16 protein-coding genes are annotated in these 23,745 nt (G+C 55.6%); 2 read left to right on the forward strand and 14 right to left on the reverse strand.

Going from position 1 to position 23,745, the window contains the following annotated elements:
• Positions 1-94: 94 nt before the first annotated feature.
• The 3 genes from RWM61_RS02235 to RWM61_RS02245 form a co-directional block, all read right to left on the reverse strand.
• Positions 95-1,018: a ComF family protein gene (locus tag RWM61_RS02235; protein WP_313996928.1), complete on the reverse strand. Its 924-nt coding sequence runs from the start codon at positions 1,016-1,018 to the stop codon at positions 95-97.
• The gene (locus tag RWM61_RS02240) at positions 1,019-3,094 is read right to left on the reverse strand and encodes a helicase-related protein (protein WP_313996930.1); all 2,076 of its coding nucleotides are present in this window, start codon (positions 3,092-3,094) and stop codon (positions 1,019-1,021) included.
• Positions 3,095-3,382: 288 nt separating this feature from the next.
• A complete protein-coding gene (locus RWM61_RS02245) occupies positions 3,383-3,793 on the reverse strand; it encodes a hypothetical protein (RefSeq protein ID WP_313996932.1) in 411 nt (136 codons plus the stop codon).
• A gap of 396 nt (positions 3,794-4,189) precedes the next feature.
• Here RWM61_RS02245 and RWM61_RS02250 point away from each other — a divergent pair, with 396 nt between their 5' ends.
• A complete protein-coding gene (locus RWM61_RS02250; protein WP_313996934.1) occupies positions 4,190-4,465 on the forward strand; it encodes a hypothetical protein in 276 nt (91 codons plus the stop codon).
• Positions 4,465-4,740 carry a hypothetical protein gene (locus RWM61_RS02255; protein ID WP_313996936.1) on the forward strand — a complete coding sequence of 92 codons (276 nt, stop codon included), beginning with the start codon at positions 4,465-4,467 and terminating at the stop codon, positions 4,738-4,740. Before RWM61_RS02250 ends, RWM61_RS02255 begins: the two co-directional genes overlap by 1 nt.
• Positions 4,741-5,135: 395 nt before the next feature.
• Here the strand turns inward: RWM61_RS02255 and RWM61_RS02260 are convergent, their stop codons facing one another.
• From RWM61_RS02260 to RWM61_RS02310, 11 genes are all read right to left on the reverse strand, one after another.
• Entirely contained in the window at positions 5,136-5,861 is a 726-nt protein-coding gene (locus tag RWM61_RS02260) for a response regulator transcription factor (RefSeq protein WP_313996939.1), read from the reverse strand.
• 8 nt (positions 5,862-5,869) lie between these two features.
• On the reverse strand, positions 5,870-7,030 hold the full coding sequence (locus RWM61_RS02265; protein ID WP_313996941.1) for a sensor histidine kinase: 1,161 nt from the start codon (positions 7,028-7,030) through the stop codon (positions 5,870-5,872).
• A gap of 78 nt (positions 7,031-7,108) precedes the next feature.
• Complete coding sequence (locus RWM61_RS02270) at positions 7,109-9,874, reverse strand: stalk domain-containing protein (RefSeq protein ID WP_313996943.1); 2,766 nt, start codon at positions 9,872-9,874, stop codon at positions 7,109-7,111.
• A gap of 247 nt (positions 9,875-10,121) precedes the next feature.
• Complete coding sequence (locus RWM61_RS02275) at positions 10,122-10,505, reverse strand: retropepsin-like aspartic protease (RefSeq protein ID WP_313996946.1); 384 nt, start codon at positions 10,503-10,505, stop codon at positions 10,122-10,124.
• A complete protein-coding gene (locus tag RWM61_RS02280; protein WP_313996948.1) occupies positions 10,502-10,759 on the reverse strand; it encodes a hypothetical protein in 258 nt (85 codons plus the stop codon). The genes RWM61_RS02275 and RWM61_RS02280 overlap by 4 nt, the downstream gene beginning before the upstream one ends.
• Before the next feature lie 145 nt (positions 10,760-10,904).
• Positions 10,905-15,281: an Ig-like domain-containing protein gene (locus RWM61_RS02285; protein WP_313996950.1), complete on the reverse strand. Its 4,377-nt coding sequence runs from the start codon at positions 15,279-15,281 to the stop codon at positions 10,905-10,907.
• A 149-nt stretch (positions 15,282-15,430) separates the two neighbouring features.
• On the reverse strand, positions 15,431-16,633 hold the full coding sequence (gene metK / locus RWM61_RS02290; protein ID WP_313996952.1) for a methionine adenosyltransferase: 1,203 nt from the start codon (positions 16,631-16,633) through the stop codon (positions 15,431-15,433).
• A gap of 155 nt (positions 16,634-16,788) precedes the next feature.
• Positions 16,789-17,070 carry an alpha/beta-type small acid-soluble spore protein gene (locus RWM61_RS02295; RefSeq protein ID WP_313996954.1) on the reverse strand — a complete coding sequence of 94 codons (282 nt, stop codon included), beginning with the start codon at positions 17,068-17,070 and terminating at the stop codon, positions 16,789-16,791.
• Between the two features lie 105 nt (positions 17,071-17,175).
• Positions 17,176-17,703 (reverse strand): hypothetical protein, encoded by a 528-nt coding sequence (locus RWM61_RS02300; protein WP_313996956.1) that lies wholly within the window; start codon positions 17,701-17,703, stop codon positions 17,176-17,178.
• A 74-nt stretch (positions 17,704-17,777) separates the two neighbouring features.
• Positions 17,778-20,285, reverse strand: coding sequence for a hypothetical protein (locus RWM61_RS02305; RefSeq protein ID WP_313996958.1), 2,508 nt, complete (start codon positions 20,283-20,285; stop codon positions 17,778-17,780).
• 154 nt (positions 20,286-20,439) lie between these two features.
• A complete protein-coding gene (locus tag RWM61_RS02310; RefSeq protein WP_313996960.1) occupies positions 20,440-23,316 on the reverse strand; it encodes an S-layer homology domain-containing protein in 2,877 nt (958 codons plus the stop codon).
• Positions 23,317-23,745: the final 429 nt, after the last annotated feature.

Consider the following 23,745-nt stretch of genomic DNA (forward strand, 5'->3'; position numbering starts at 1 on the left):
TTCCATCACTTGGAATATCTCTATGTTAGCGGATTTTGGCGAAAATTTCACTATATTTGTTGAATCGTCATGCAAAAAGTCGACGCCTAAGCTTTCACGACCGCGCCCATGTCAGGACATACACAACCGTGCCCGCTCCCAGGCGGCCGGTGAGTATGCGGGCGCAAGCCTGCGCCGTGCTGCCTGTCGTATAAATATCGTCGACCAGCAGCAGTTGCAGCGCGCGCCCGCCCCGTCCTTCCGCTCCGCCGTCCATGTTAATCATCAACCGAAGCTTTGCCATGCCTTCCTCGTCCGCATCAAATACGTGCCGCATATCCCGAATCCGCTGCGCTCTTGTTTTAAAGCTTTGCTTCGCGCCGTGCTTTGTGCGGACAAGCAGCGGCGCCAAGGGAAGGCCGTAGCGGCGGGCGAGTCCCGCTGCCAGCCTTTCCGCTTGATTGAAGCCTCTTTCCGCCGCCCGCTCCTCGCTGACCGGAACGTAGGTAACGCCGTCCCACGGATGCTTGCGGACGGACCGCGGCCGTTCGGATTTCGCGAGCACTTCGTCGGTCAACGCTTCATAAGCGGCGGACAGCATATCGACCAGCGCCGGCTCCAGCCTCTCGTGTCCGCGGTATTTATAAAGGGCCAGCATCCGCTTCATGAACGGATCGTACCTTACTGCGCTGCGGTTGCACGCAAACAGGGTGCTTGCGCGCCTGGCGCAGTCTCCGCAAGCCTCGGCCCTTCCGCATACCGCGCATTTGACGGCGGTGATCCAAGGAACGGACGCCGAGCAATCCCGGCATAACGTTTCAATGTCACGTATACGGCCTGAATGGAACCGCCTTCCGGCAGCATTGACGATAGATTTGCCGCAGAGCAAACAGCCGGCTTCCCGCTGGTTCAAAAGGTTCATGCTACCCGCAAGTATCCGCTTCACGCCCCGAATCCATTGCCGCATTCCCGAGCCTCCCATACTCGTCATGGCTTCCCTCACGACCTCCCGCTCCCCCGCTAAGTTGCGCCAGGACACTTACAGCCTCCTCCGCAACAGATAGCCGTTCCGGACGGCCAGCCGGTTCATCTTGCGAATGTGCCGAACGGCCGCGATTTGCGGACGATTCCGGGATCGGCCGCAAAAGACGACGCGGCCGGCCGGATCGTCCGCCGAGCGTCCCGCCCGGCCCGCCATCTGCACCAGCGAGGCTTCGTCGAACAGCGGCGCGTCCGCATCCAGGACGACGACATCGCTTCGGGGGATCGTGACGCCCCTCTCCAGAATGGTCGTCGTCACCAGCATCCGGATCTCGCCGCTCCGGAAAACGTCTACCTTATCCTTGCGTCCCGCGTCCGCGGATGAAGTGCTTTCAATCGACATGCCGGGAAAAAGCGTTCCAAGCAAGCCGGCCATAGGCTCGGCATATTTGATGAACGGGACAAACACGAAAATTTGCGCCCCTCTGCTTAGCGACCGCTGCAGCTCCCGGCGCAGTGCCGGCGGTATGCGCTTGCGGCGCAGCATGTCTTTGACGGCTGGCGCGCGAAGCAGCTGCGGCACCGGCAGCGGATGCCTGTGGTAGCGGACAGGCACACGGACATGGGCCAGCTTCCCTCTTCCGGCCCGCCGCTGCATGTCCTTGGGCGGTGTGGCCGACAGCAGCACGGTCGTTCCGCCCGGAGCGGCCGCCCGATCAGCGGCATAGTGCAGGATAGGGTCGCCGTGGAACGGGTAGGCGTCCAGCTCGTCGATCACGACAAGCCGGAACGCCTGCTGAAACCGCAGCAGCTGGTGAGTGGTCGCGATCGTAATGTCCCCTTTCTCCCAGCGCTGCCCGCTTCCGCCGTAGAGGGTAACGACCGAAAGCTCCGGAAAAGCTTTGCGGATTCGGGGATCCAGCTCCAGCACGACATCGCGGCGCGGGGTTGCGATCAGCGCCTTCCCGCCCCTCCCGCAAACGGATTCGAGGAGCGGGAACAGCATCTCGGTTTTGCCGGCTCCCGTAACGGCCCAAATCAGCATCTCCCGCTTGGACTTAAGTGGAGGCGGCTGGTTAGGCAGCTCCGATTCGACATACCGCAAAGCCGCTAAAGACGCCTCCCGCTGCGCGGGGCTAAGTCCCCAACGGGCGAGGCGAAGCTGCGGCGCAGGGAGCGGGAACGGGCGGGAGCCTGCGGCGCGGGCACCGGTTTCAGGCGCGCCAAGCGCCAGCAGCTCGCACTCGCGGCTGCGCCCCATCGTCAAGCAAGCCTCGCAATAGGCGCAGGCTTGCCGTCCGCATGCCGCGCATGGCGAGCGGCGCAAACGCTCTTCGCCGCTGCCGCAGCGCAGGCAGCGGCATTGCCGGTGCGGCCGGCGCAGCAGACGCGGCCGCAGCTCGGCGGCGACGCCGCTCGCCAGGCGAACCAGGCCAAGCAGCGAGGCAAGCTGGAGCGGGGCGGTCCAGCTTGCCTCGCCTGACCGGCCCTCGCCGGCAGCGGCAAACAAGGCCTGCGCTTCCGGCAGCAGCAGCGCACGGCCCTTCAGGGCGGCGGCGATCCGCTCGGCACAGGCCGCCGCCTCTGCCGCCGGCTCCGGCGCGCAACGCAACCCGCTCACGCCGAAGCCGGTCACCCACACCGGGCGGCGCGCCCCTTCGCCACCCCGTCTCTCCGCGCTGACCCGTGCGCCGCCCGGAGCCCCCTCCTCGCCGCCGATCCGTGCGCGGCCCGCACCTCCCTTTCCTGCGCCCGCATCGGCGCAATCCGCGGCGACCTCCCCTGCGCCGGCCAACGCGCGACCAACGCAGCGAGCGAGCGCGTCGGCGGCGTCGGCTATGCCCCGCGCGCGGCTGCCTCCCGCGGCCCCCCACAAACCGGCCGCCTCAAGTGCCAGCCCCAGGGGCAGCGGCTCAGGCCACATAAGGAGCCCTTCCGCTGTCGGCCCCGCAATCCCATCTCCCGTCCCGCATCCTTCCCCGCCCCACTGCCCCGCACCTGCATGTCCCATTGCGCGCCTGACTCCCTCCCGATAATCGGCATCCAGCCAAAACAGGCAATCGGTATCCCGATCGATCGACACGAACGTTTGCGCCCCGCCGGCCGTAAGCGCCGTATACAAACAAGCCTTCATGGCATTCCCCTCCCATCTCAACTCGTACACCGGCACAACGACAAAAAAGCACGCCAAGACGGCGGTCCATCGCCGTCCGGGTGTGCTTCACGCCGGAATTTCCACCTATCAGCCGCAGCCGGATTTTCATCACTCCGACCGCTCAAGCAGGTTAACCTTGCCTATATCGTAACAAAACCCCGCATAACGCACAACTTTTTTCGAGGCTTTACCGGCAGCAATACCGACATGTTTTCAATCGATACCATCCGCATGAACATATCGGTTACGGCAAGCCGCAGCCATTTGCTATAGTTTAAGCTTCCAGCTTCGGTCCGGGCTCCGCAAATCGAGCATCACCGCCGATCCGCCCCGCTCACCGGCCGCCTCCCCTATACCGCCCCACGGCTCCTCCTCTGCATCCGCCGCCCGCTGCGAGATCCGGATGCTCTCGTCCCGCTTGGCGAGGCAGGCTGCAATCGACATCGTTTCATCCCTTGAACCGCAATCAATGACGGTCACCGTTACCTCGGTCCCTGTGCGGCTGGCATAACGCCGGATGGAGCGGATCACCCACTCCAAATGATCCTGCCCATTCCCGGCCAGCAAAAAATAATGCCTCCGGTTACGCTTCCGTGAAGCCGACATGCGGCGAATCGCATAAACCGTCAAGGCGGCAAGGAAATAACAACAAACGACCAACAGCAGTATGGAAATCACCGAGGCCGCCTCCTTCCTTCGTTTCGATCAACGTTTTGTGTCACTATATGCCGCCGGACGCCCATGCGTTACGGGCATCGGCCGACAAGCCCGTATAATAAAGAAAGCCCCATAAGGGGCCTCAATCAATTTCTATTTATACATCTGGTTCCATTCACTTAACTGATTTTTCAGTGATTCCCTTACCGACTCAGGTTCCAGGATTGGGTTTGCTCTCCAATCTGCTGATAAGCTGCTGCTAACAAATTTGAAACGATTTTAACATGTAAACCAAGACACCGATAACGGTTGATACAAGTATTCAATAATGCATTTCGTACGCCCTTGGCAGTACCCATTAGTTCACTTGTAGGGTATAATTGTAAATATAAAGCTTGAACAGGAGGTTGAAGTAACATGCATTTTAAACTTAAAGACCAAAATGGCAATATCATTAGTCCTTTTATTAATGCTGACCAAAAACCGGTCATTAGACTGAATGATAAAGAATACGAAATTATTGAGCCCTCCGACAACGATAATGACAACAATTTCATGTCTGCCCTCATAGCCGATTTTGATGTTGACCCGGAGATTCGGCAGATGATGGAAGAGTCCGAACGAGCGATTGAGAAGGGTCGGGTTTTCTCGACAAAACAAGTGATTGAGATGATAAAAAACGGAGAAATCTAATGAATGTCGAATGGACGGTTCCTGCCCTTAAGCGCATTTCTCAAATTAAGAGCAAGTATTTTTCAAATGAGGAAACTGATGAATACAAGATCAATTTAGTTAAGCGGATTGAAGAAAAAATACTGCGCACGGGAACCATTTTCAAATCTCGCCATTATAAAGACACCTTTATCGTTTATATCGATCAATTCATTGTTTCATTCCGACCTTCTAAGGATGGTACAACATATACAATTACAGCGCTCAAACATGTGCGGCAAAATAAGAAAGCGTAAAATGTCTTGATCGGGTGTGGATACGATGCTATGGCATGAAGTTCGGAACAGTTACCCTAACCAATATCCAGAAGCCGATGAGATGTTGCTCGGATGTCCAACTACCCACAGTCACGTTTTAAGAAAAACCGTCAGGGAAACAACGCCCTGACGGTCCTTTTACGTTTTGCGCACATCTGAAATGTTGTACTCGTATCCGTGGACACCGTTGTAGTGCTCCGGGTACATGGAACCTCCACAGGCTTCGCACGTGAACTGCGGCGGCACAGCAGGGACTTGTACGGTACCATTTTCAAATCGTGGCATCCTTCACACACCATGAGTTTGAAACCGTCCCTCCCCGAAGAGGAGGTGACGGTTCCCGATCCGCATTCACCATTTTACCTAAACAACCGTTACAGCGTGACCCATCCGTTCTTGATCGAATGGATGACCGCTTGCGTCCGGTCGTCCACTTCCATTTTCTGCAGGATGCTGCTGACATGGTTTTTGACCGTTTTCTCGCTGATATACAGGTATTCCCCGATCGTCTTGTTGCTCTTGCCCTCCGCCATCAAACGAAGCACATCCGCCTCGCGCCGCGTAAGCGGATTGTTGTCGCCCGCGATGAATTTCACGCCGGCCTCCTTCGTGGCGGCGGCGCCGGACACGACGCCGATTTCATCCAGGTAGGTCATTCGGCGCAGCTGGTTGATGAGCTTGCCCGTCACCTTCGGGTGGATATAAGCGTGCCCGCTCACAACCGAGCGAATGGCGTTAACCAGCGACTCCGCCTCCATATCTTTCAGCAGGTAGCCCGAAGCGCCTTTGCGCAGCGTCTCGAAAACATAGCTTTCATCGTCGTGAATCGATAAAATAAGCACCTTCACTTCCGGGAAAATATCGCGCAGCCGCTCGGTCGCCGCAACGCCGTTCTCGATCGGCATGTTGATGTCCATCAGCACGACTTCCGGCTTCGTATGATTGCAGAATTCAAGCACCTGGATGCCGTCGCCGCACTCGCCGATAACCTCCAGGTCGTCTTCCATATTTAAAATTCGCTTCAAGCCTTCACGGAAAAGCTGATGGTCGTCGGCGATCAGCACCTTGATTTTACGATTGCCTGCAGGCTTTTGGTCCATCTCGTCATCTACTCCTTTCGCTGCTCAGCGTTGACGGGAATATGAATCGCGATCTTCGTTCCCTCTCCGATTGTCGATTCGATCTCCATCCTCCCTTCCAACAGCTCCACCCGCTCGCGCATTCCGATCAAGCCGAAATGGGAGCTGTCCTTCGCCTTGGCTTCGATCAAGTCGGCATGAAAACCGGCACCGTTGTCGTGAACAACGATTTTGACCCTATCCGGCTGGTACGTGATTTCCAATGAGACGAAAGTAGGATCGGCGTGCTTCATCGCATTCGTATAGGCTTCCTGCACCAACCGGTAGATCCCCGCTTCCATGGCGGAGGGCAGGCGGATTTCCCGTCCGACCGTCTCGAATAGGGTGCGGATTCTCGTTTTTTCTTCAAAGTCCTGCACATATTTGCGGAGCGTGGGCACAAGTCCCAGATCGTCCAAGGCCATCGGTCGCAGATTGAAAATAATTTTCCTGATTTCCTCGAGGCCTTTGCGGACTTGCCTTTTCAAATCTATTAATTCGTCCTGCACCAATCTGAATTCCTGCTTGGCCAGCATTCTTTCGGCAATTTCCGTCCTAAGCACTAAGTTGGCAAGCGATTGGGCGGGACCGTCGTGTATTTCCCGCGCAATCCGCTTCCTTTCTTCCTCTTGCGCCAAAATAATCTTGAGCCCGATCAACTGGCGGTTTTTGGCGGATTCGAGAATACGGGTCACCTGGTTCAAATCGCCCGATAAATAATCCAGCACGACATTGATCTGAGAGCTGATCGTTTCCGCCCTCTCGATCGAAAGCTCGACATTTTTGACCCTTTTCTGCAAATCGTCGCGGCGCGCCTTTAAATACGCTTCCTTCTCGCGGAATACCATCAGGTCGAGTTGAAGCTGTGTCGCCGTCTCGTACGCCGATTTGATGTCTGCTTCCTTGTAACGGATGAAATCCTTGCTCACTTCGGTAAGGCGGATCCGAGCGCGGCGGTAATCGAGCTCCAGCTGATCGACTTTGTCGATCGTCTCGGCCGTCTCCTTCATGACCGATTCCAGCTCCCGGCTGATCTTCAGCAATTCCTCGCGCGCGGATTCCGCGATTTCAAAGATTTGATATTTGCTTTCTTCCATCACGTTAATCGCGTTTTTGATGACGCGGTCGATGTCGTTTACTCGATAATCCACGGAATCAGCCACACCACCCGAATCAGCGTTCACTAACTAACCACTACTATATCATAAAACAAAACAAAGCCGCCTTACTCATCGAATGGTAATTGTTTTAGTTTTTCCGTCCCATGCGACATCCAGGCCCAATTGCTCAGAGACGAGCCGCAGCGGGACCAGTGTCCGGCCGCCGCGCACGATAGGCGCCGCCGTTACCGGCTTGCGTTCCCCGTTCAGCACGAGGTCGCCGCGGCCGAGCCACATGTCGAGCAGCTTGCCGCCGCGCAGCGCGGTCACGCGCTTGGCGGTCTGATCCCAGCCGACTTGGCCGCCCATCGCGTCGGCCACGAAACGGAACGGCAGATAGGTTACACCGTTCAACGCGAGCGGGGCCACGTCAAGCTTAACCGCTGCGCCGTCGACAACAGCCGACTTGCGGCCCAGCGTCAGCACGATTTCGGCATTGCTCGCCGGCGCGGCCGGGGCCGCGGTTTGCAGCGTCAGATTGTCGAACGCCAGCTCGCCGGACAGTGCCCGCTCGTCCTGTCCTTCCTTGAGGGTGGCGATGTACAAGCTTTTCAGCTTGATCGGATAGTTCATGGCATACGCCGTAAAATCGGCCTTGACCGTCTTCCATCCGGTCCAGTCGACCGACTTCGCCAAATCGACCATAAATTCCTTGCCCGCCGCATCGACCACGGTCGCGCGCAGCAGGTTGCGGCCGCCGTCGCCGTACACATCCAGCGTCATCCCGGTCGGATTGTCCGGCAAAGCGACGCCGGTGCCGTTGAATACGGCATAGGCCGCTTTCGTCCGGTTCTCGGCGCTCGTCGAGAAATCGTAACGCAGCTGCAGGGCATTGGAGCCGTCGCCGCCGGGCAGGCCGCCGACAATATCCACTGTGCCCGTCACCGCTGCCGGAACGGTGGAAGCCGTAATGCCGTAAGCCAGGGTCTCGAAGCGCTCGAACGCCTTGTCAATGCTGCCTGTCGCAAAAGGAAGCACCGCCGAGTATCCGTCGTATCGCGCAATCGCATAGCCGGCCGTCGCGCCGGCCGTCACCGCATCGACGCGAATGGAGCCGTTCTGCACGCTGCCCGTGAATCCGCGAAGCTCCCAATCGACGGAGCCGGCCGGAATCGTATAGGCCGAGCCGTCGTTAAGCGTCGCTTTCACGGGAACATCCACAACCGTGCCCGCCTTCAGCTCGGCAGGGCCCGCTTCGATGCTCATTTTCACGATTCTGCTCTCTCCGATAATCTCGATCGGCAGCTTGTCCGAGCCTGGACCGGACTTGACCGTCAGCGTCGCCCGCCCCGGCGCGGCCGCCGTCAGAACGCCGCCCGACAGCTTGCCGACCGCCGGCTTGTCCAGGCTCCATTGCGCCGCGATCCCTGCCGGATCGATCGGATTGAAATACGTATCGTATGCCTTCAAGGCGTATTCGGTCTGCTCGCCGATGAAAAGGACGCCTTTCCCGCTCGCTTTAATGCCTTTGAGCGTGCCTTGCGGAGCGTTCGTATAAACGCCGATCCCATTCACGACCGGACGTTGATAGGTGCCGGCGCTTCCGTCCTCAGTCGGGTGGGACAGCTTCGCGTCGAATTCGCCAAGCGGCCGGTCGACCATCGTCGTAGAGCCGCCGCCATCCAGATTGATGCCTTTCCAGACGCCCAGCGACGCCATCGTCCGCTGCAGCTCGGCAAGCGTCATGCCCGCGCTGACGCTGCTGTCCTCCACCGTGATCAGGTAAGCGGTCTTGTTGTCCTTCGAATAGCCGACCGCCGTACGCGCTCTGCCGGATGAGGGGCTCAGGCTGCCCGTATTGCGCGAGAATGAAGACGGCTTGCCCTCGTTGACCAGTATCGTATGGCCGCCGACCATCATCCGGAACGATGACGGAGCGAACGTTTGGCCCGAGGCGGCCGATTTCAATTGCAGGTCCGAGGTTATGGCCGTGCCGACCGTCAACTGTTCGCGAATGAACGCCGCCGCCGTTCCATGTCCGCGCAAAATATATCCGTTCGCCGGCGGCTGCACGTTCAGCGTCGCGTTGTCGGCAACTTGCGTCACCACGCCGTCCACGACAAGCGCTTCGGTGGGCGTGCTGGCGCTGCTCGCCGTGTTCGGCCGCTCGGCCGCCGTCCATGCATCGGTGTACATATGTAATGCATTCACATGGCTGTAGCCGCCGTCCGGTTCCGTGCGGTAAGCCGCTTCATTAAGCCCCGCCAGCTTGAATTCCGCCCCGCCGGCCGTCCTTACCGAGCCTTCCACCGTAAACCGGTCGATCATCGGCGTCCGGTCGGCCGTCACGGCGAACATGAACATGCCCCCCAGCTGTCTCGGGCTCTTTATCAGTTCTCCGCTCATGATTTCCGCGCCGAAAGGCACCGCCTCCGCGCTTGCCGTATCGAAGAAGTCGGCGTTAATGCCGGCTACCGCCCCCGTTTCCTTCACCATGGAGGACACCGGCGCCTTGCCCGGCAGCGTGCCTCCATTGCCGTTCATCGCATTCAATGAAATATAAGGATTCGTCAAATCGATCTCGATGGCATGCACGAGCGAGGTGACCGGCGTGCCGCCCCGCACCCCGGACCACAAGTAGTCCCTTCGTACCGCCCCGGATGTGATGATATTTTCGGATACCGCCGTCAGCTTCGACTCCTCCGCATTAGCGGCCGCTACAGCCGCCGCCGCGCCCGCGCCGCCGTCCCCGCTCGCCCAAGCCTTTCCCATGGCCGCAGGCTGCAGCAGCAGCGTGCCCCCAATGACCCATACCAGCACGTTTCTCAGCGGACGACGATCGTTCGCTCGTCCCGTTCGTCCGGTTTTCCGGTTGCCGTGAATCGTTCTGCGCATCGTTCTATGATCTCTCCCATCTGAAAGTCTACTAGTAATAGACTCCTAGACAGGTCGAAAAGTTACGGAAAATGAGAATATCTTAAGATTGCTGCTGTCGAAGAGTGTGCGGCGAGCGTTGGGAGGCACATGTAATAAGACCCCAACCACGTGTGGTCGGGGTCTTATTTAGGGAGGCAAAACGCGATGCGGCAAATCCACAATTCGCAGATCCGTGCTGCTCTGAATTTGGGGCGGTTCCGCACTGTCACCCCTGCACTGTAATTCGCAAATCCTTGGAGTCTATAATCAGATTGGCGGCGCGAATAAAATCAAATCCCAGAATCCCATCGATTTGCATTCCATAGTTCATATCACCAATCTCCACTTCAAATCCCTCCAGCGAAGCTTCCCCGATTCGTACAAAATCAAAGCGCTTCGAATAAACGATCTCCACACCGCCTACCCCTCTAATCCTATTCAGAAAATCTCCTGGTTCTACCCGAACGTCAATCTCATTTACAACATCTGCATTAAAAATCGTCCCTGCCGAACCTGTATCAAGCAGTACATGCTTCAGCAGAAGCTCTCTGTCTCGGTAACAGACGGTTAAAGTAACAAAGGGCAATCCGCATCTCAAATCTATATTCATCTAGGCCCGCGCACCCCGGCCCATTTCTCGCGTAGTTGCAGCGTTACTCGGGAAGTATGAAAAAAACCATACTCCCTGTTCGGTTTCTCCCGATGCAACTCGTAGTATCGCTTCATGGCGACTTTAGAATCGTCAAATCGGTCAATAACAGCTACTTCATCAATGAAGCAGTAACCATCTTCGGAACGTAAGGCCAAAGCTTCGCAAACGACCCATTCATCAGGAAATTGTTCCCGCACTTCTTCCCAACGCATATCGCCACCTCCGAACAGAATTTTGTTGCCTTAATTATATCATATTAAAATCCCATTCGGACTAAGTTTCGACCTGGTCACATCCCTGCCGAATTCGCATCAGGGAGCACGCGTCCCAAAGCTCCGCCGCCGTCCCATCAACCATCTATTCATCCATAAACTTGACGTAAACGAGCAGCCTCTTGATCATGACGACCGCCTCGGCCCGCGTCGCGTTGGACCCCGGACTGAAATTGCCGTTCGTTCCGCCGTTGATTATCTTCGCTTCGACCGCTTTCGCCACGTCCGTACGCGCCCATCCGGAGATTCTGGCGCTGTCCTTGAAACGGGCAAGGTAGCCGGCCTGGCTCTGCGACGGCAGAACGTCGGCTTCGGCCGCCTTGACCGCCCGAATCAGCATCGCCGCCATCTGTTCCCGCGTAACCGGGCTGTTCGGCTTGAACGTGCCGTCCGGCATGCCGGTAACGATGCCTGCCGCCGACGCTGCGCCGATATAGGCGCCCATCGCGGTTGACGAGCTCACATCCTTGAACTTGGCGGCGTCCTGCTTGCTGCCGCCAAGCCCGAGGCCCCGGGCGATATAAACGGCGAATTCGCCGCGCGTAATCGGCTTCGCCGGCTCGAACGCAGCGGCGGACCGCCCTTCTGCGATCAGCTTGTTCACCAGCAGAAGAATGTCGTTGCGGGCCCAATGCTTATCGACGTCGTTATATCCGATATTTCCTTTAACAATCGCATATGCGCTGTTTCCTTTACGCCGGAAGGCTACCGTGGTGATGCCGTTCGCCTTGGTCACCCGGGTCGGCACATACGACAGCATCCCGGTTTGCGGATCGAGCCATACGACCGCCGTTTGCCTCGGGTCGAGATCCGCGGCGGTGGAGATCGTCCGGGTCGCATACTTGTCGAAGGAATTAATAGCCGTCTTTGTGCTGCCGCTGATTAACGACACCTGAAAATCGACGGGCGCACCCTGCATCTGCAAGCCCTTCGATGCGATCGCGGATTGAAGCTGGGCCGTCGTTCCGTTCGAGCCGCTGTCGATTTCAACCGCCAGATTGCCTTGGCCTCCGCCGGCCAGAACCAACTGCCCCATTGCCGAATAATCGATGGCGTTCAGCGGAATTTCATACGTCACGTCTTTGTGCTTAACGGCAAAGGAAGCGTTCGTCGTCTGCCTGCCGACGTTATCCAGCGTCGTCACCGGCACGGATACGATCGCGGCGGACTCGGACGACGGTACGGTAAATACAACCCGTGGACTGCCGTCGGCGCCGCTCGTCCGAAATGCATTGTAAGCCGCGGTTATCTTGTCGCCGTACAACGAATATTGATTCACGGATAAACCGCCGGAAGAGGTGGCCCGCGAGGTCGAAGCCGTCGAGCCGGTCTTCAAATTGATCCCTCCGCCCGCCGCGGCCTCGAAGTCGCCTCCGAGGCCGTCCGTCCAGGCCGTTTGATTGGAGGCCGGATAATCCGTAAACGGCTGAACCGTTTCCCCTGCGGCCGTCAGCAGAGCCGTACCGGCGCTATTGAAATAGCTGACCGTCACCGTCGCGCCGATGCCGGCCGCCTGGAACAGCTGCAGCTTTACCCCGGAGCCGTCGATGCTCACCCCGGTGACCGATCGAACGGTCCCGTTTTCTTTTACGCTGAATTGGCCCGACAACGGGACGGCGGTTGTTCTGAGCGTCTGGTTGAACGAGAGGGTAAGCGCAGTGCCTTTGACGGTCGCCGACGTTATGCTCGCTCCGTTGGCGGTGGAGACGTTCGTCACCGGCGTGCCGCTGAAAGCCGGCGCCGGATTTCCGGACAGGTCGGCCAATGCCGGCGTCCCGCCCAAATAACTGACCGTCACCGTTTGCCCCGCCGTAACCGCGGAACCCAGCGTAAGCGTTACCTGCGTATTGGCGACGGTCACCGCCGTAACCGTTCTCGCCGCGCCCGCCGCGGCAACGGCAAACTGGGAAGAAGCCGGTGTCGCGGTCGTACGCAGCCCCTCGTTATAGCTCAACGTCAGCGTGCTGCCGAATACCGTGGCCGTTTGCAGAACAGGAGCGGTCGCATCCAACGTGTTGCGCACGTAATAACCGCTGAAGGCCGAGACCGCATTGTTGAACCTATCCTTGAGCGGATACGATCCCGGCGAGTAGCTGACCGATACCGTTTGTCCGGCCGTCACCGCCGTCCCGATCGTCAGGAACAGGCTGTCCCCGCTGCTCGTCGAGCCGGTCGCCTGATAAGAGCTGCCGCCGGCGTTGACGACAAACTGGTTATAGGCGTTTGCCGGCACCGGCTGCAGCTGCTCACTGAAGATCAAGGTGACGACATTGCCGGCCACGCTGCCGGAAGTAGGCGCCGGGAGCGCCGAGCCGGACGAGTTCGCAACGGTGTAAGCCGTCAGATTCGCCGCCTTGTTAAGCGATAAATCCCGAATCGGCGCCGTGCCTTGTGAATAATACAGCTTGACGGCCTGGCCGAAAACAATGCCGCTTTGCAAGGTCAGCGTCACGGTCTGCCCGCTGACGGCGACATTCGTGACCGCCCTGGCAGAATCGCTTGCCGTCACGTAAAAGCTGCCGGGTGCCGGCACCGATTCCGTATCGAGCGCTTCGCTGTAATTCAATACGATTTTGCCGCTTCCCGACATGGCCGCGCCCGACAATGCCGGAGCGGTGGTGTCGGAACCGAGCGTTTTGAATGCCCAGCCGTATTCGTTCAGAATGCCGCCGAAATCGTTGCCGGCCAGATCTTCCACCGCGCCTGCCGGAATTTCCATATAGTATGAGGCTGCGCTGACGAGCGGCGACGTCGGCGTTATAACCAGCCTCCTGCTGTCCGCACTATCCACAGCGGCCGTCGTCGCAATTGCCGCTGCCGGCAACCCCGCCCTGCGGATGACGATCGCGCCCGCGCCAAGCCTGACCGGCTCGCTGAACGTCACCGCAAAGGTACCGCCGCTGAGCGGCACGCTTTGCGTGTTGTTCGCCGGCGACAGGGACGCTATGGTAGGCACGGCGGTATCCTGGGTCGCCGTGAAGCGCCAGCTCGTTTTGTCCGTATCCGCAATGCCGGCGTAGCGGTTGCCAGCCGAATCGCGGAATGCCTGGTTTCCGATTTGCACATAATAAGTGGAATTATTGACGAAAGTTCCGGACGGCGTAATTTTAATTTTGGCCGTGCCTCCGCCGACAACCTGGGACGAAGTGACCGGAATCGTTTCGAATAACATGTCGTTCTGCGTGTTGCGGATCACGACATTGCCTGTACCCGGATAGACCGGTTCCGAAAATGTCATCTCCAGCGGAAACGATAACGCGTTAAGGATTCCATTGGCCGCCGGCACAAGTTCCGTAACCGTCGGATTCACGCTGTCGGATCCGGAAGATGTGGAGATGTTCCAGGTGGACGCATCCGTGATGCCCTGAAACCAGACGTTTCCGCTAGCCGCATCCTTGAATGCGCCCTGGTCGACAAGAATATAATAGCCGGTGTCGGCGGCTAAAGCCCCAGAATATGTGACGTTAACCGTCGCCCCTGTGACTGAGACCGCGCCGCTCGTAACCGGGATTGATTGCACGGTGCTGTTGTCCGAGATTTTCTTGATCCGGATTTGCTTGTCGGAACCTCCCGGCAGCACGTTCATGCCGAACGTCATCGTGAAGCTCCCGTTCAAGGGGACCCCGGAGCTGTTGTCGGCCGGAGCGAAGGAGGGCATCGCCATCGGAGGCGCATTCACGGTCAGCGTCCATCCCGACGAAACGCCGGGGAAGCCGGTGCCGCCGAAATCCTGCAAAGCGCCGTTAGACACGGTTACGATGTATGTACCGCTTGCGCGAAGCGGCGTGCCCGGGTTGACCAGAATCGAAGGCGTACCGCTTCCCGTTACCTGCGGGGAGACCACGCTGACGGCCTGAGTGTCGCTTGCATCGCTCGTATTGGTAAAAGTGACCGTTCCGTTTGCCGCATATACCGGTTCGTCGAACGTCAGCGAAACCGGCTGTCCGACGTCAACCGATGTTGAACGGCCCACCATGACGGGCGCTGTCGTGTCCGAAGCGGCCGCCGTGAAATTCCAACCCGTCGCGCTCGACAAGCCGCCATAGTTGGCTCCCTCCGTTTCACTTCTGAAAGCACCCGCGTCGATCAAAACATAATAGCTGGTCCCGGCAATGAAATCGGCCGCCGGATCGATCGTCACGATATTTTTCGCCGTACCGTTAATGGTTACGCGGCTGCTGCTTGAGACGACGAACGATTCGACCGCCGTATTGTCCGCTACTTTGTAAATGGTGACGGCGGCCGAGCCCGTTCCTTTTATAACATTCTCATCGAAAGTCAGCGCCAAATTGGCGCTAGGCCCGACGGACGCGGCGTTATCGGCCGGCGAGTAGCCGATCAGCAGCGGTCCGCCGGGTGCGGCATGCACCGGACGAATGCCGGTTTGCAGTCCGGCGAAAGCCGGTTGAATCAGAAGTACAGTCGCGAGAAGAAGAATAATGCCTTTTCGTCTCCGGGTCATGAGAAGTACCACTCCCTAATCTATGCAGTCCTACCATAGTTTTCGGTTCAATCGGCGGTGAAGTTTAGTGCTCAAGCAAAAAGCCTGCCGAAGAGCAAACGCTCCTCAGCAGGCTTGATGAATGCCGGAAACCCTATGGCTGCAATGATTTAGGCAAGCGCATCGGCTTTCAGCTTATCCGCCTTGTCCACACGCTCCCAAGGCAGATCGATGTCTGTGCGGCCAAAATGACCGTAAGCGGCCGTTTTGCTGTAAATCGGACGGCGCAGGTCAAGCATCTTGATAATGCCCGCCGGACGCAAGTCGAAATTGCTGCGGATCACTTCCACAAGCTTGTCTTCGCTTACTTTGCCGGTTCCGTATGTATCGACGTTGATCGATACCGGATTCGCGACGCCGATCGCATAAGCCAGCTGGATCTCGCACTTGTCGGCAAGGCCCGCGGCCACAATGTTTTTGGCGACGTAACGCGCCGCATATGCCGCGGAACGATCCACCTTCGTCGGATCCTTGCCCGAGAAAGCGCCGCCGCCGTGGCGGGCGTATCCGCCGTAGGTGTCGACGATGATTTTACGGCCGGTCAGTCCGGCGTCGCCTTGCGGTCCGCCGATGACGAATCGGCCGGTCGGATTGATATAATATTTGGTTTCGGAATCGAGCCATTCCTGCGGTACGACCGGCGCGATAACCTGTTCGCGGATATCCTTCTGAATCTGCTCCAACGCAACCTCTTCGGCGTGCTGGGTTGAAACGACGATCGCATCGACGCGTACCGGCTTGCCGTCCACATATTCGATCGTCACCTGGGTTTTGCCGTCCGGACGAAGATAATCCAGCGTGCCGTCCTTGCGGACTTCCGAGAGTCGGCGGGAGATGCGGTGCGCCAGCGCGATCGGAAGCGGCATAAGCTCCGGCGTTTCATTCGCCGCAAATCCGAACATCAGCCCCTGGTCGCCCGCGCCGATGTCTTCGTTTTCCTGATGCACGTCTTTGCCCTCACGCGATTCCAGCGCTGCGTTGACGCCTTGCGCAATGTCTGCGGACTGCTCGTTCAAAGAAGTCAGCACCGCGCAAGTGCTCGAGTCAAAGCCGTATTTGGCGCGGGTATAGCCGATGTCCTTGATCGTGCGCCGCACGATGGCGGGGATATCGACATAATCCGCGCGGCTGCTGATTTCGCCGATGACAAGCACCAGGCCTGTCGCAACGGAAACCTCGCATGCTACGCGCGCATGGGGATCCACCTCCAGAAACGCATCAAGAACCGCATCGGAAATCTGATCGCATATTTTATCGGGGTGCCCCTCCGTAACCGATTCCGACGTAAACAAGTGCCGACCTGTCGTCGCCATTCCGTATCGACCTCCTATAAGCATAGTATGAAATAATGTCGGTTGCTCTAGACAAAAAATGAACCTTTTCCGAGGTGGAAAAGGTTGTTAGACAACGCTTCTAGGACAGTATGATACCGGATATGTCGGATGATGTCAATGTAAACGCCAAGCGGCTACAAACGTCCAAGCAGCTGCTCGGCCTGTTGGATCAGCCGACGGGTGATCGTACCGCCGACCGCCCCCGCATCGCGGGTCGCCAGGTTCGGCCACTGCACTTGCCCTGCGCCTGCCACTGCCGTGCCTGCTCCCAGTTCGCCGGCAAATTCGGAGCCGTGATCGGCACCGCTCATGCCCGGCGTGACAAGCCCCAACTCTGCTGCAATCTCATACTTCATCTGCTCCAGCGCCTGCTTCGATTCCGGTACGACTTTGATGTTACGCGATCTTCTCGGCATACTGTGCACCTCCTGTGGATTAGTGGTCTTAGTATGCCGAGGCTTTTTCGCTTTGAAGCGTATCACTTGTTGTCAGACAGGGAAGAATTATGATGACACCGTCGTTTATTTCAGCTCATAGCCGCCCAGCACCAGCACCGTCAGAGGACCCGTTTGGTTCGGATCGGGCATCACGCCCCGACCTTCGCGAGGGAAAATGATCAGGTGGTTGTTCGGGACCGCTTGGCCGCTTTTGATATCGGTGCCCGCGGTGACGTTGGAAATACCGTTCACGTCCGAGCTGTACGCGACGCCTTTGCCGGCGCGAAGCACGAACTGCGCGCCTGCCGCAGCCATCAATGTCTGTCCGGGTTTCACGATGACGACTTCGGACGAGGTTCCGGCTTTGCCCGCCTCCAGTTCTTTCTTGAAGGCGTCCATCATGGCCTGCAATTCCTTCTGTGCGCTGTCGCTGCTCCCGCCGCCAACCAGCTTGTCGACATAGCTTTTGGTCACGACTGGGTCGTCGATGGAGCCGGGGGTGGCGTCGGACTCAGCCCATAAAGCCGTATTAGACAACCACATCGAACCGAGCGACACGCCGACAGCGACTAAACCGGCCGCCGCGGCCGTTTTTTTAATTTTTAATTTCAATTGTCGTGTTTCTCCTCTCGCTGGTACTTATGAGGTAAGCATACTAGATTTAGAGCGATAGCACCACCATAGTCTCAAGGCTCCCTTGTGAACCACCTCAACTCTTTGGACGCAACCAGAACTTTCGCATTGTCAACCACATCATATACATTCAACTTATACGTTTTATAGTCACGCACCTTGTTTTGAATATCTGTATCGTTATAAACGATTTCGAGCGGGATCATTTTCCCTTCCTTAAGTGCTGTCTGGTTCTCTGCCGCTTTAATTAAAGCAAACTCTTTCGAATAAGTAGCTTTCGTTGTTTCCTGATCGACGAATTCCAGCAGCACCTTGTGCTCGCCTGCGATATAATCATAGCTTTTATTTACCGCCAAATCATAATCCAGGTACAATTTAACGCCTTCGACATTGAACTGGCCCGAAACGCTGAGCTGCGAGGTCACATTTTTCAGCGACAACGTATAAGCCGAGAAACGAATATCGGTCAGTTTGTTTTCAACCGCTGTTTCTGCGTTTGCCATCTTGTAAGCCACTGGCTTCACAACTACAGTCTCAGGCTTGGTATCCGGCGCGGCCCCGGCTGAAACCACCGACTGTCCGAAAATCAATTGATAATTTTGCATGTTGAACGACTTGCCGATTTCCGCAGTCGCTGAAATAAGCACCTTGCCGTTCGACATCACTTTTTCTTTGAATTCAGCCACTTTGAGCGGAGCTGTCTGACCTTGATCGTCCAGCAAGTAACCGCCAAGCTTAACCAGATCTGCTGCACGTGTTTCTAAATTAATTGCTTCGAATTCCGTATAGAAGTAACTCGTTTTGTCACCATTGAAAATATTGCTCTTTAAAAGCTTTATACCGGCTTTTCCGCCGATATTTGTGACCGCATACCCTTCTCGCAGCGAATAAGCCGTGTATGGGCTCAAGCTTTGTCCGGAAAACTGGAATAGGGTTTTGGCAGGCTTATCTTTCTCGCCTTCCGTCAAAACGAAAGCGATCCTGTCGACAGTAGTCGTATAAGGGATTTTGGTATATACGACCATCTGATAAGTCCCGTTTGGCGCGATATTTATAATCTGGTCCAGTCCGACCGCCGTACTCTGCGCTTCCACTTTCACGCCGTTGATCAGAAAGTACCCGTTAAGGTTAATCGGTGTTTTTTTGGAAGAATTGCTTATATTGACGATATTGAGTTCGGCCATAATAACGTCATCGCTCTCCAGCGGCTGTCGTTGGATCGATCGCAGCTGTATGCGGTAATCCTTGTTATAACTGAAGGATCCGCCGACACTGCCTTGCTGGTTGGCTGCTTGTATCTTATATTTACCGATTACATACCCTTCCTGTCCCTCTGTGGCGACGGTTTTAACGATCAACTCGGAAGTATTTCCGTCGACGGCGGAAGGAATCGAGCCGGTTAGATCCAATGTTTTCTGAATTTTCGGCAAAATAACGGCATTCTCTTCTTTTGTGTAGCCAAGCGGATACGAAATATCATCTTTTGTTCGAATGGTGAATTCGAGCCCCGGAAGTTTCAATGCCGATAGCCCCGAATTTTTCAGCACAAACTCCATGCTTACATCAGTGCTTCCGTCATTTTCATTGAGAATCGCCTGACCGGCAGTCGTTTCAACCGGTTGGCCTTCCATGTACACACTTTTTGCTGCCCCTGCGGGCGCGGCCACCGCTGGTTTCAACGGCGGGATGGCAAAAGAACCGTTCGGCAGCTTGACTTTGTTCGTGTCATCCTTTGTATAAGGAACAATGGCAACGCTCTTGCCGGCGACGGCCATCGGGAGCTTGGCCTGCATCGTTATAATTCTGCGCTCCTTCGGCTGAATGGTCATTTGGGCCAACGCAGCGGCATTCACATCATATACGGAGTAGCTGTCGGTTTGTATGGCGAAACCCATGTTGGCCATACTGGCACTGCTGTAACCGACATTCTCAAGCAAAAAGCTGACCGTGAGATACATCGCACTCTGGTCTTGCGTAATATAATACTGCTTCAGGGCGCCTTTGATCTTCGTGTTGTTGAAAATCATTACACTGCCTTGAAAAGCAGGCGTTTTACCGGTCGAATTAGCCGGGTATTTCACTGTGCCCAGTTTGCGTTCATAATTAGGCGCAGAGAAGTCCCATTTCACTACATCAAATGATAGGTCGGAAAGCTTGGTAGAGCTATCGACGGTCGTATAATATGTAATATTGACGGTTGTCTTTGGCGCGACCTTCGTTTTTTGTTTGTCCGTTTCTGACAGGAGAGTACTGAACGTTTTACCGTTTTTACCTTTTACCCGAATCCAATAATCTAGAATATCCAAAGTAGAGTTTCCATTGTTCGTAATCGCGACAGTATAGGCCAGCAAAAGGCCTTTATCTTGCATCAGTAATTTGGCATCACGGATAGAAAGCGTACTGGCCGGATTCAATCGAACAACTTTATTTACCAAAGACGTATTAACCTCAGGAGCCGCCGAAACAGTTGAATGATATGGCATGCCTGCGATTGAGGGATGGAGCAATAATGTTAATGATGTCGCCGCTATAATACCTTGTTTGATGAGCTTCCGATTCACGATGACTCCTCCTGGTTTCTTTATACTGTATTAGACGATGGTTTTTCCATATTTGTTTCGGAAATAGGTATAAGAAGTTCCCCCAGAAGGAAAAATGATAAAAAGAAAGAACGGACAGGAGTAAACTCCTGTCCGTTCTCGTTAAGAGCATAAATTACGTAGCGCTAACTACCAGTGTAGTGGAACCGGTAACGTTGTTAGCCGTGATGTAGGTCAGCGTTACTTGACCAGGATCAACAGCCGTTACAACCAGCGTACCGGCGCCAACCATTGCGATCTTAGCGTCGCCAGACGTCAAGAATGCCGACGGGTTGATGTCTACACCGTATTGGTCTTTAACGGAGATCTTGTTGTCCGTACCCGAGTTGACAGTAAACGTAATCGTATTGCCGTCAACAACAGCGTACTCGGATTTTGCGAATTCTACCTTAGCCGCTACAGGTGCAGCTTTGGATGCCGTTACTTCTTGTTCGGCAAGTTTTACGCCAGCTGTACTATAAGCTGCGATAGTTGCTTTACCTTCGTCAAGACCAAAGATTTTCTTCGCGTCTGCGCCCGTACCAACACCGATCTTCGTGCTGTCGGAAGTTGTCACAAAGCTGAATGCAGTAGCTTGATCCAATGCTACTTCCGTGCCGCTGGAAAGTTTACCAACCAGTTGTACAGTTACAGCATGAGCGGAAGAAGCATTCAGATCAGATTTAGCGTAAATCGTGTTGATCGTTTTGATTGCGTACGTTTTGATGTCGTCAGCTTTCACAACAGTTACGTTGAACTTGTAAGCCGTGTCAGTCGTTCCGCCAGTTGCGAAGTTAACCGTGATTTCGGCAGTACCTTCCGATAAGCCGACCAATTGACCGCCAACATAGTTCACAATTGCAGCGTTGCTCGAGGTTACCGAGTACGTGGCTGCAGCGACAGTCGTCGTACGGTTGTAGCTATCGAGTTTAGTGATGTTGTCTTGGTCGAAGTCAACCTTCGCGCCTTTAGCCAGGTTTACTTGAACGTCTTTGATGCCGTTGATTTTAACATCCGTAGCTTTCTTTTCAACCGTCAGTTGCAGGGAGCCAACTTGGCCGCCGTTAACATAGGCGTAGATGTAAGCGGTCGTTTTTGCAGCCAGGGTGCTGTTGAACTTAACAAGCAGTTCGCCTTTGCCGTTGATGCGCGGGTAACCAGCTTCGAATGCTACATTGGAAGTGATGTTAACTTGGTCCGTACCAGCACCCAGTTTAACGTCTTTGCCTGCTACTTGACCACCGAAGTTGTCAACTGCTGCGAAAGGAATCTTAACTTCTTCGCCTGCAACAACTACGATACCAGGGTTGCTCAGTTGGAGCGTCTTGACAACAGCCGGACCTTCAACTTTAATAGTCGTGCTGCCTACTGCGCCCGTGGAAGGGTTAACTGCGTTAACTACCAGCGTAGCCGCTTTTGCAACGTCGATTTTCAGAACGCCGTCTTTGTCGACTTCAACTGCGTCGATTACGCCGGCTTCGCTCAGCATGAACGTGATGCCGTCCAGCGTAAACGTATTTGCGGAAAGCGTTTGTTTCGCCATTTGAGTCAGCTTGATTTTCGTCCCGTATTGATCCGTCAGTTCGATCGGAAGAACCAGACCGTCTTCACCGGCGGAAATGCGGACTTTGTCTTTCAAAGGCGCTACAGTGCCCAGAACGATTTTCGTTGCTGCGCTGCCTGCCACGATTTTGAACGTCTTCGTTGCGCTCAGGCCGGAGGAAGCATGCGTAGCCGTAACAACGAAGTTGTCGTCTACTTTTGCGTCTGCGTCAAGAGCCAGGTCGTACTTGCCGTCAGCGTCAGCTGCAATCGTCTTGCCTTGAGTAGCGTTGTAAACCGAGATGCTCAGACCAGGGTTGGCGATTTCTTTACCGAACTGGTTGAACAGTTTCACGCCAAGATCCTGATTGTTTGCTTTTTGCAGCGAGGTAGCCGTGATTTCAACTTTCGCGGCTTTCTCGTCTTCAACCTTGACTTTAACAGGTGCAAAGCCTTTAACCGTCACGTCGTACTCAGCTGCCGGCAGGAAGTTCGAAGCCAGAGCTACGGAGGTGTTGTCAGCGGACCAGGTAGGCGTAACCGTGTACGTTACCAGGCCGTTCTTTACTTCGTAAGTCAGACCAGTTTTGTCGGCATCCGTCAGAGCGCGGTTGAACGTTACCGTGATTTCACGGTTGTTCGTTTGCTCGGCTTTGGAGATCGCCAGACCTTCAAACTTGACCGTTACGCTGTACTCTTTGCCTTTGTGCGTAACTTTGATCGTGTTGTCGCCTGCTTTCAGCGCTTCCGTCAGAGCTACTTTCTCCGTTTCTTTGTCGGAGAACGATACTTCAACGTTCTTCGCGTCAACGACTTTGTAGCCCGTTACGGAGATCAGTGCGCCCGATTGGCTTACTACAGCGAACGTAGCGTCAACCAGTTGGCCGCGCGTTGCGATAACCGTGTAGTTCGTGGAAGCAGGGATCAGCTTCGCTTCAACAGCTGCTGCTACCCAGCCTTTAGCCCAACCGCTTACTTTGCCTTCTACTGCTGCGTCGGATTTCTCCAGACCCACCAGGCGAGCGGCGATCGTTGCCATTTGCTCAACGGATACTTGGGCAGTCGGGTTGAACTTGTTGGCGCCGACGCCTTCCATGTAGCCCGCTTTAGCAACTGCCGCGATTTCCTCGGATGCCCAGTAAGCTGTGCGAACATCAGCGAAAGAAGCCTTCGCCGTCGTGTCGAGCTTCATTGCGCGAGCGATAACCGCCGCGAACTCTGCGCGTGTCATTTGCTTGTCGAGACCTGCGGATCCGTCCGGGAAGCCCGTAAAGATGCCTGCCTCTTTAAGTACATCATAATTGCCTTGCGTGTCCGTGGCTGCAGCCGCTACGGATGCGAACATCGAGAACACCATAGCGATGGCTACGAGCAGGGATAAACTTTTCTTCATAACCTTTTTTTCTCCTCCTCTAAAATCCTTCGGTTGTTGAGAGTTTTGATGAAAAATGTGATGGCTCGTTTCCCTCATCGGCCGATTCACCCCCTTCCCAGAGTAGAGCGCGATACATATAGAATGTGTCTGCGTACATGTTAAACCCTATGTAAGAACATGTCGCAGAAACTCGTAAAACCAAGAAGAAAAATCTGGTAGATTCGACCCGACACTTTAACATTATACAATGGGCAAATTCTACCGTAAAGAGAAAGTTCTATGTATGCCTTCTCCTCGTTTCCGCTTCCCGTTTCGAGTTACATGTATATAAACGCATGTTACTCGAAAAAGTTGCGAGCCGCGGAAAAAAGTTTTAAAAAGGTTTGCGCCGTTCAGCCGAAATCCGAAGCCTTCCAGAGCCGGTCCGTTTTCCCGTCGCTTGATTAGTATAGCCTGTGTCCTCCCTCGTCGTCGACGCGAAACATTTTCCAAGAAAAAAGAAGAAGAGCCTGGCTTCTCCAGCCG

Origin of the sequence: uncultured Paenibacillus sp., assembly GCF_963515335.1 — a bacterium.
Classification (GTDB): domain Bacteria; phylum Bacillota; class Bacilli; order Paenibacillales; family Paenibacillaceae; genus Paenibacillus_I.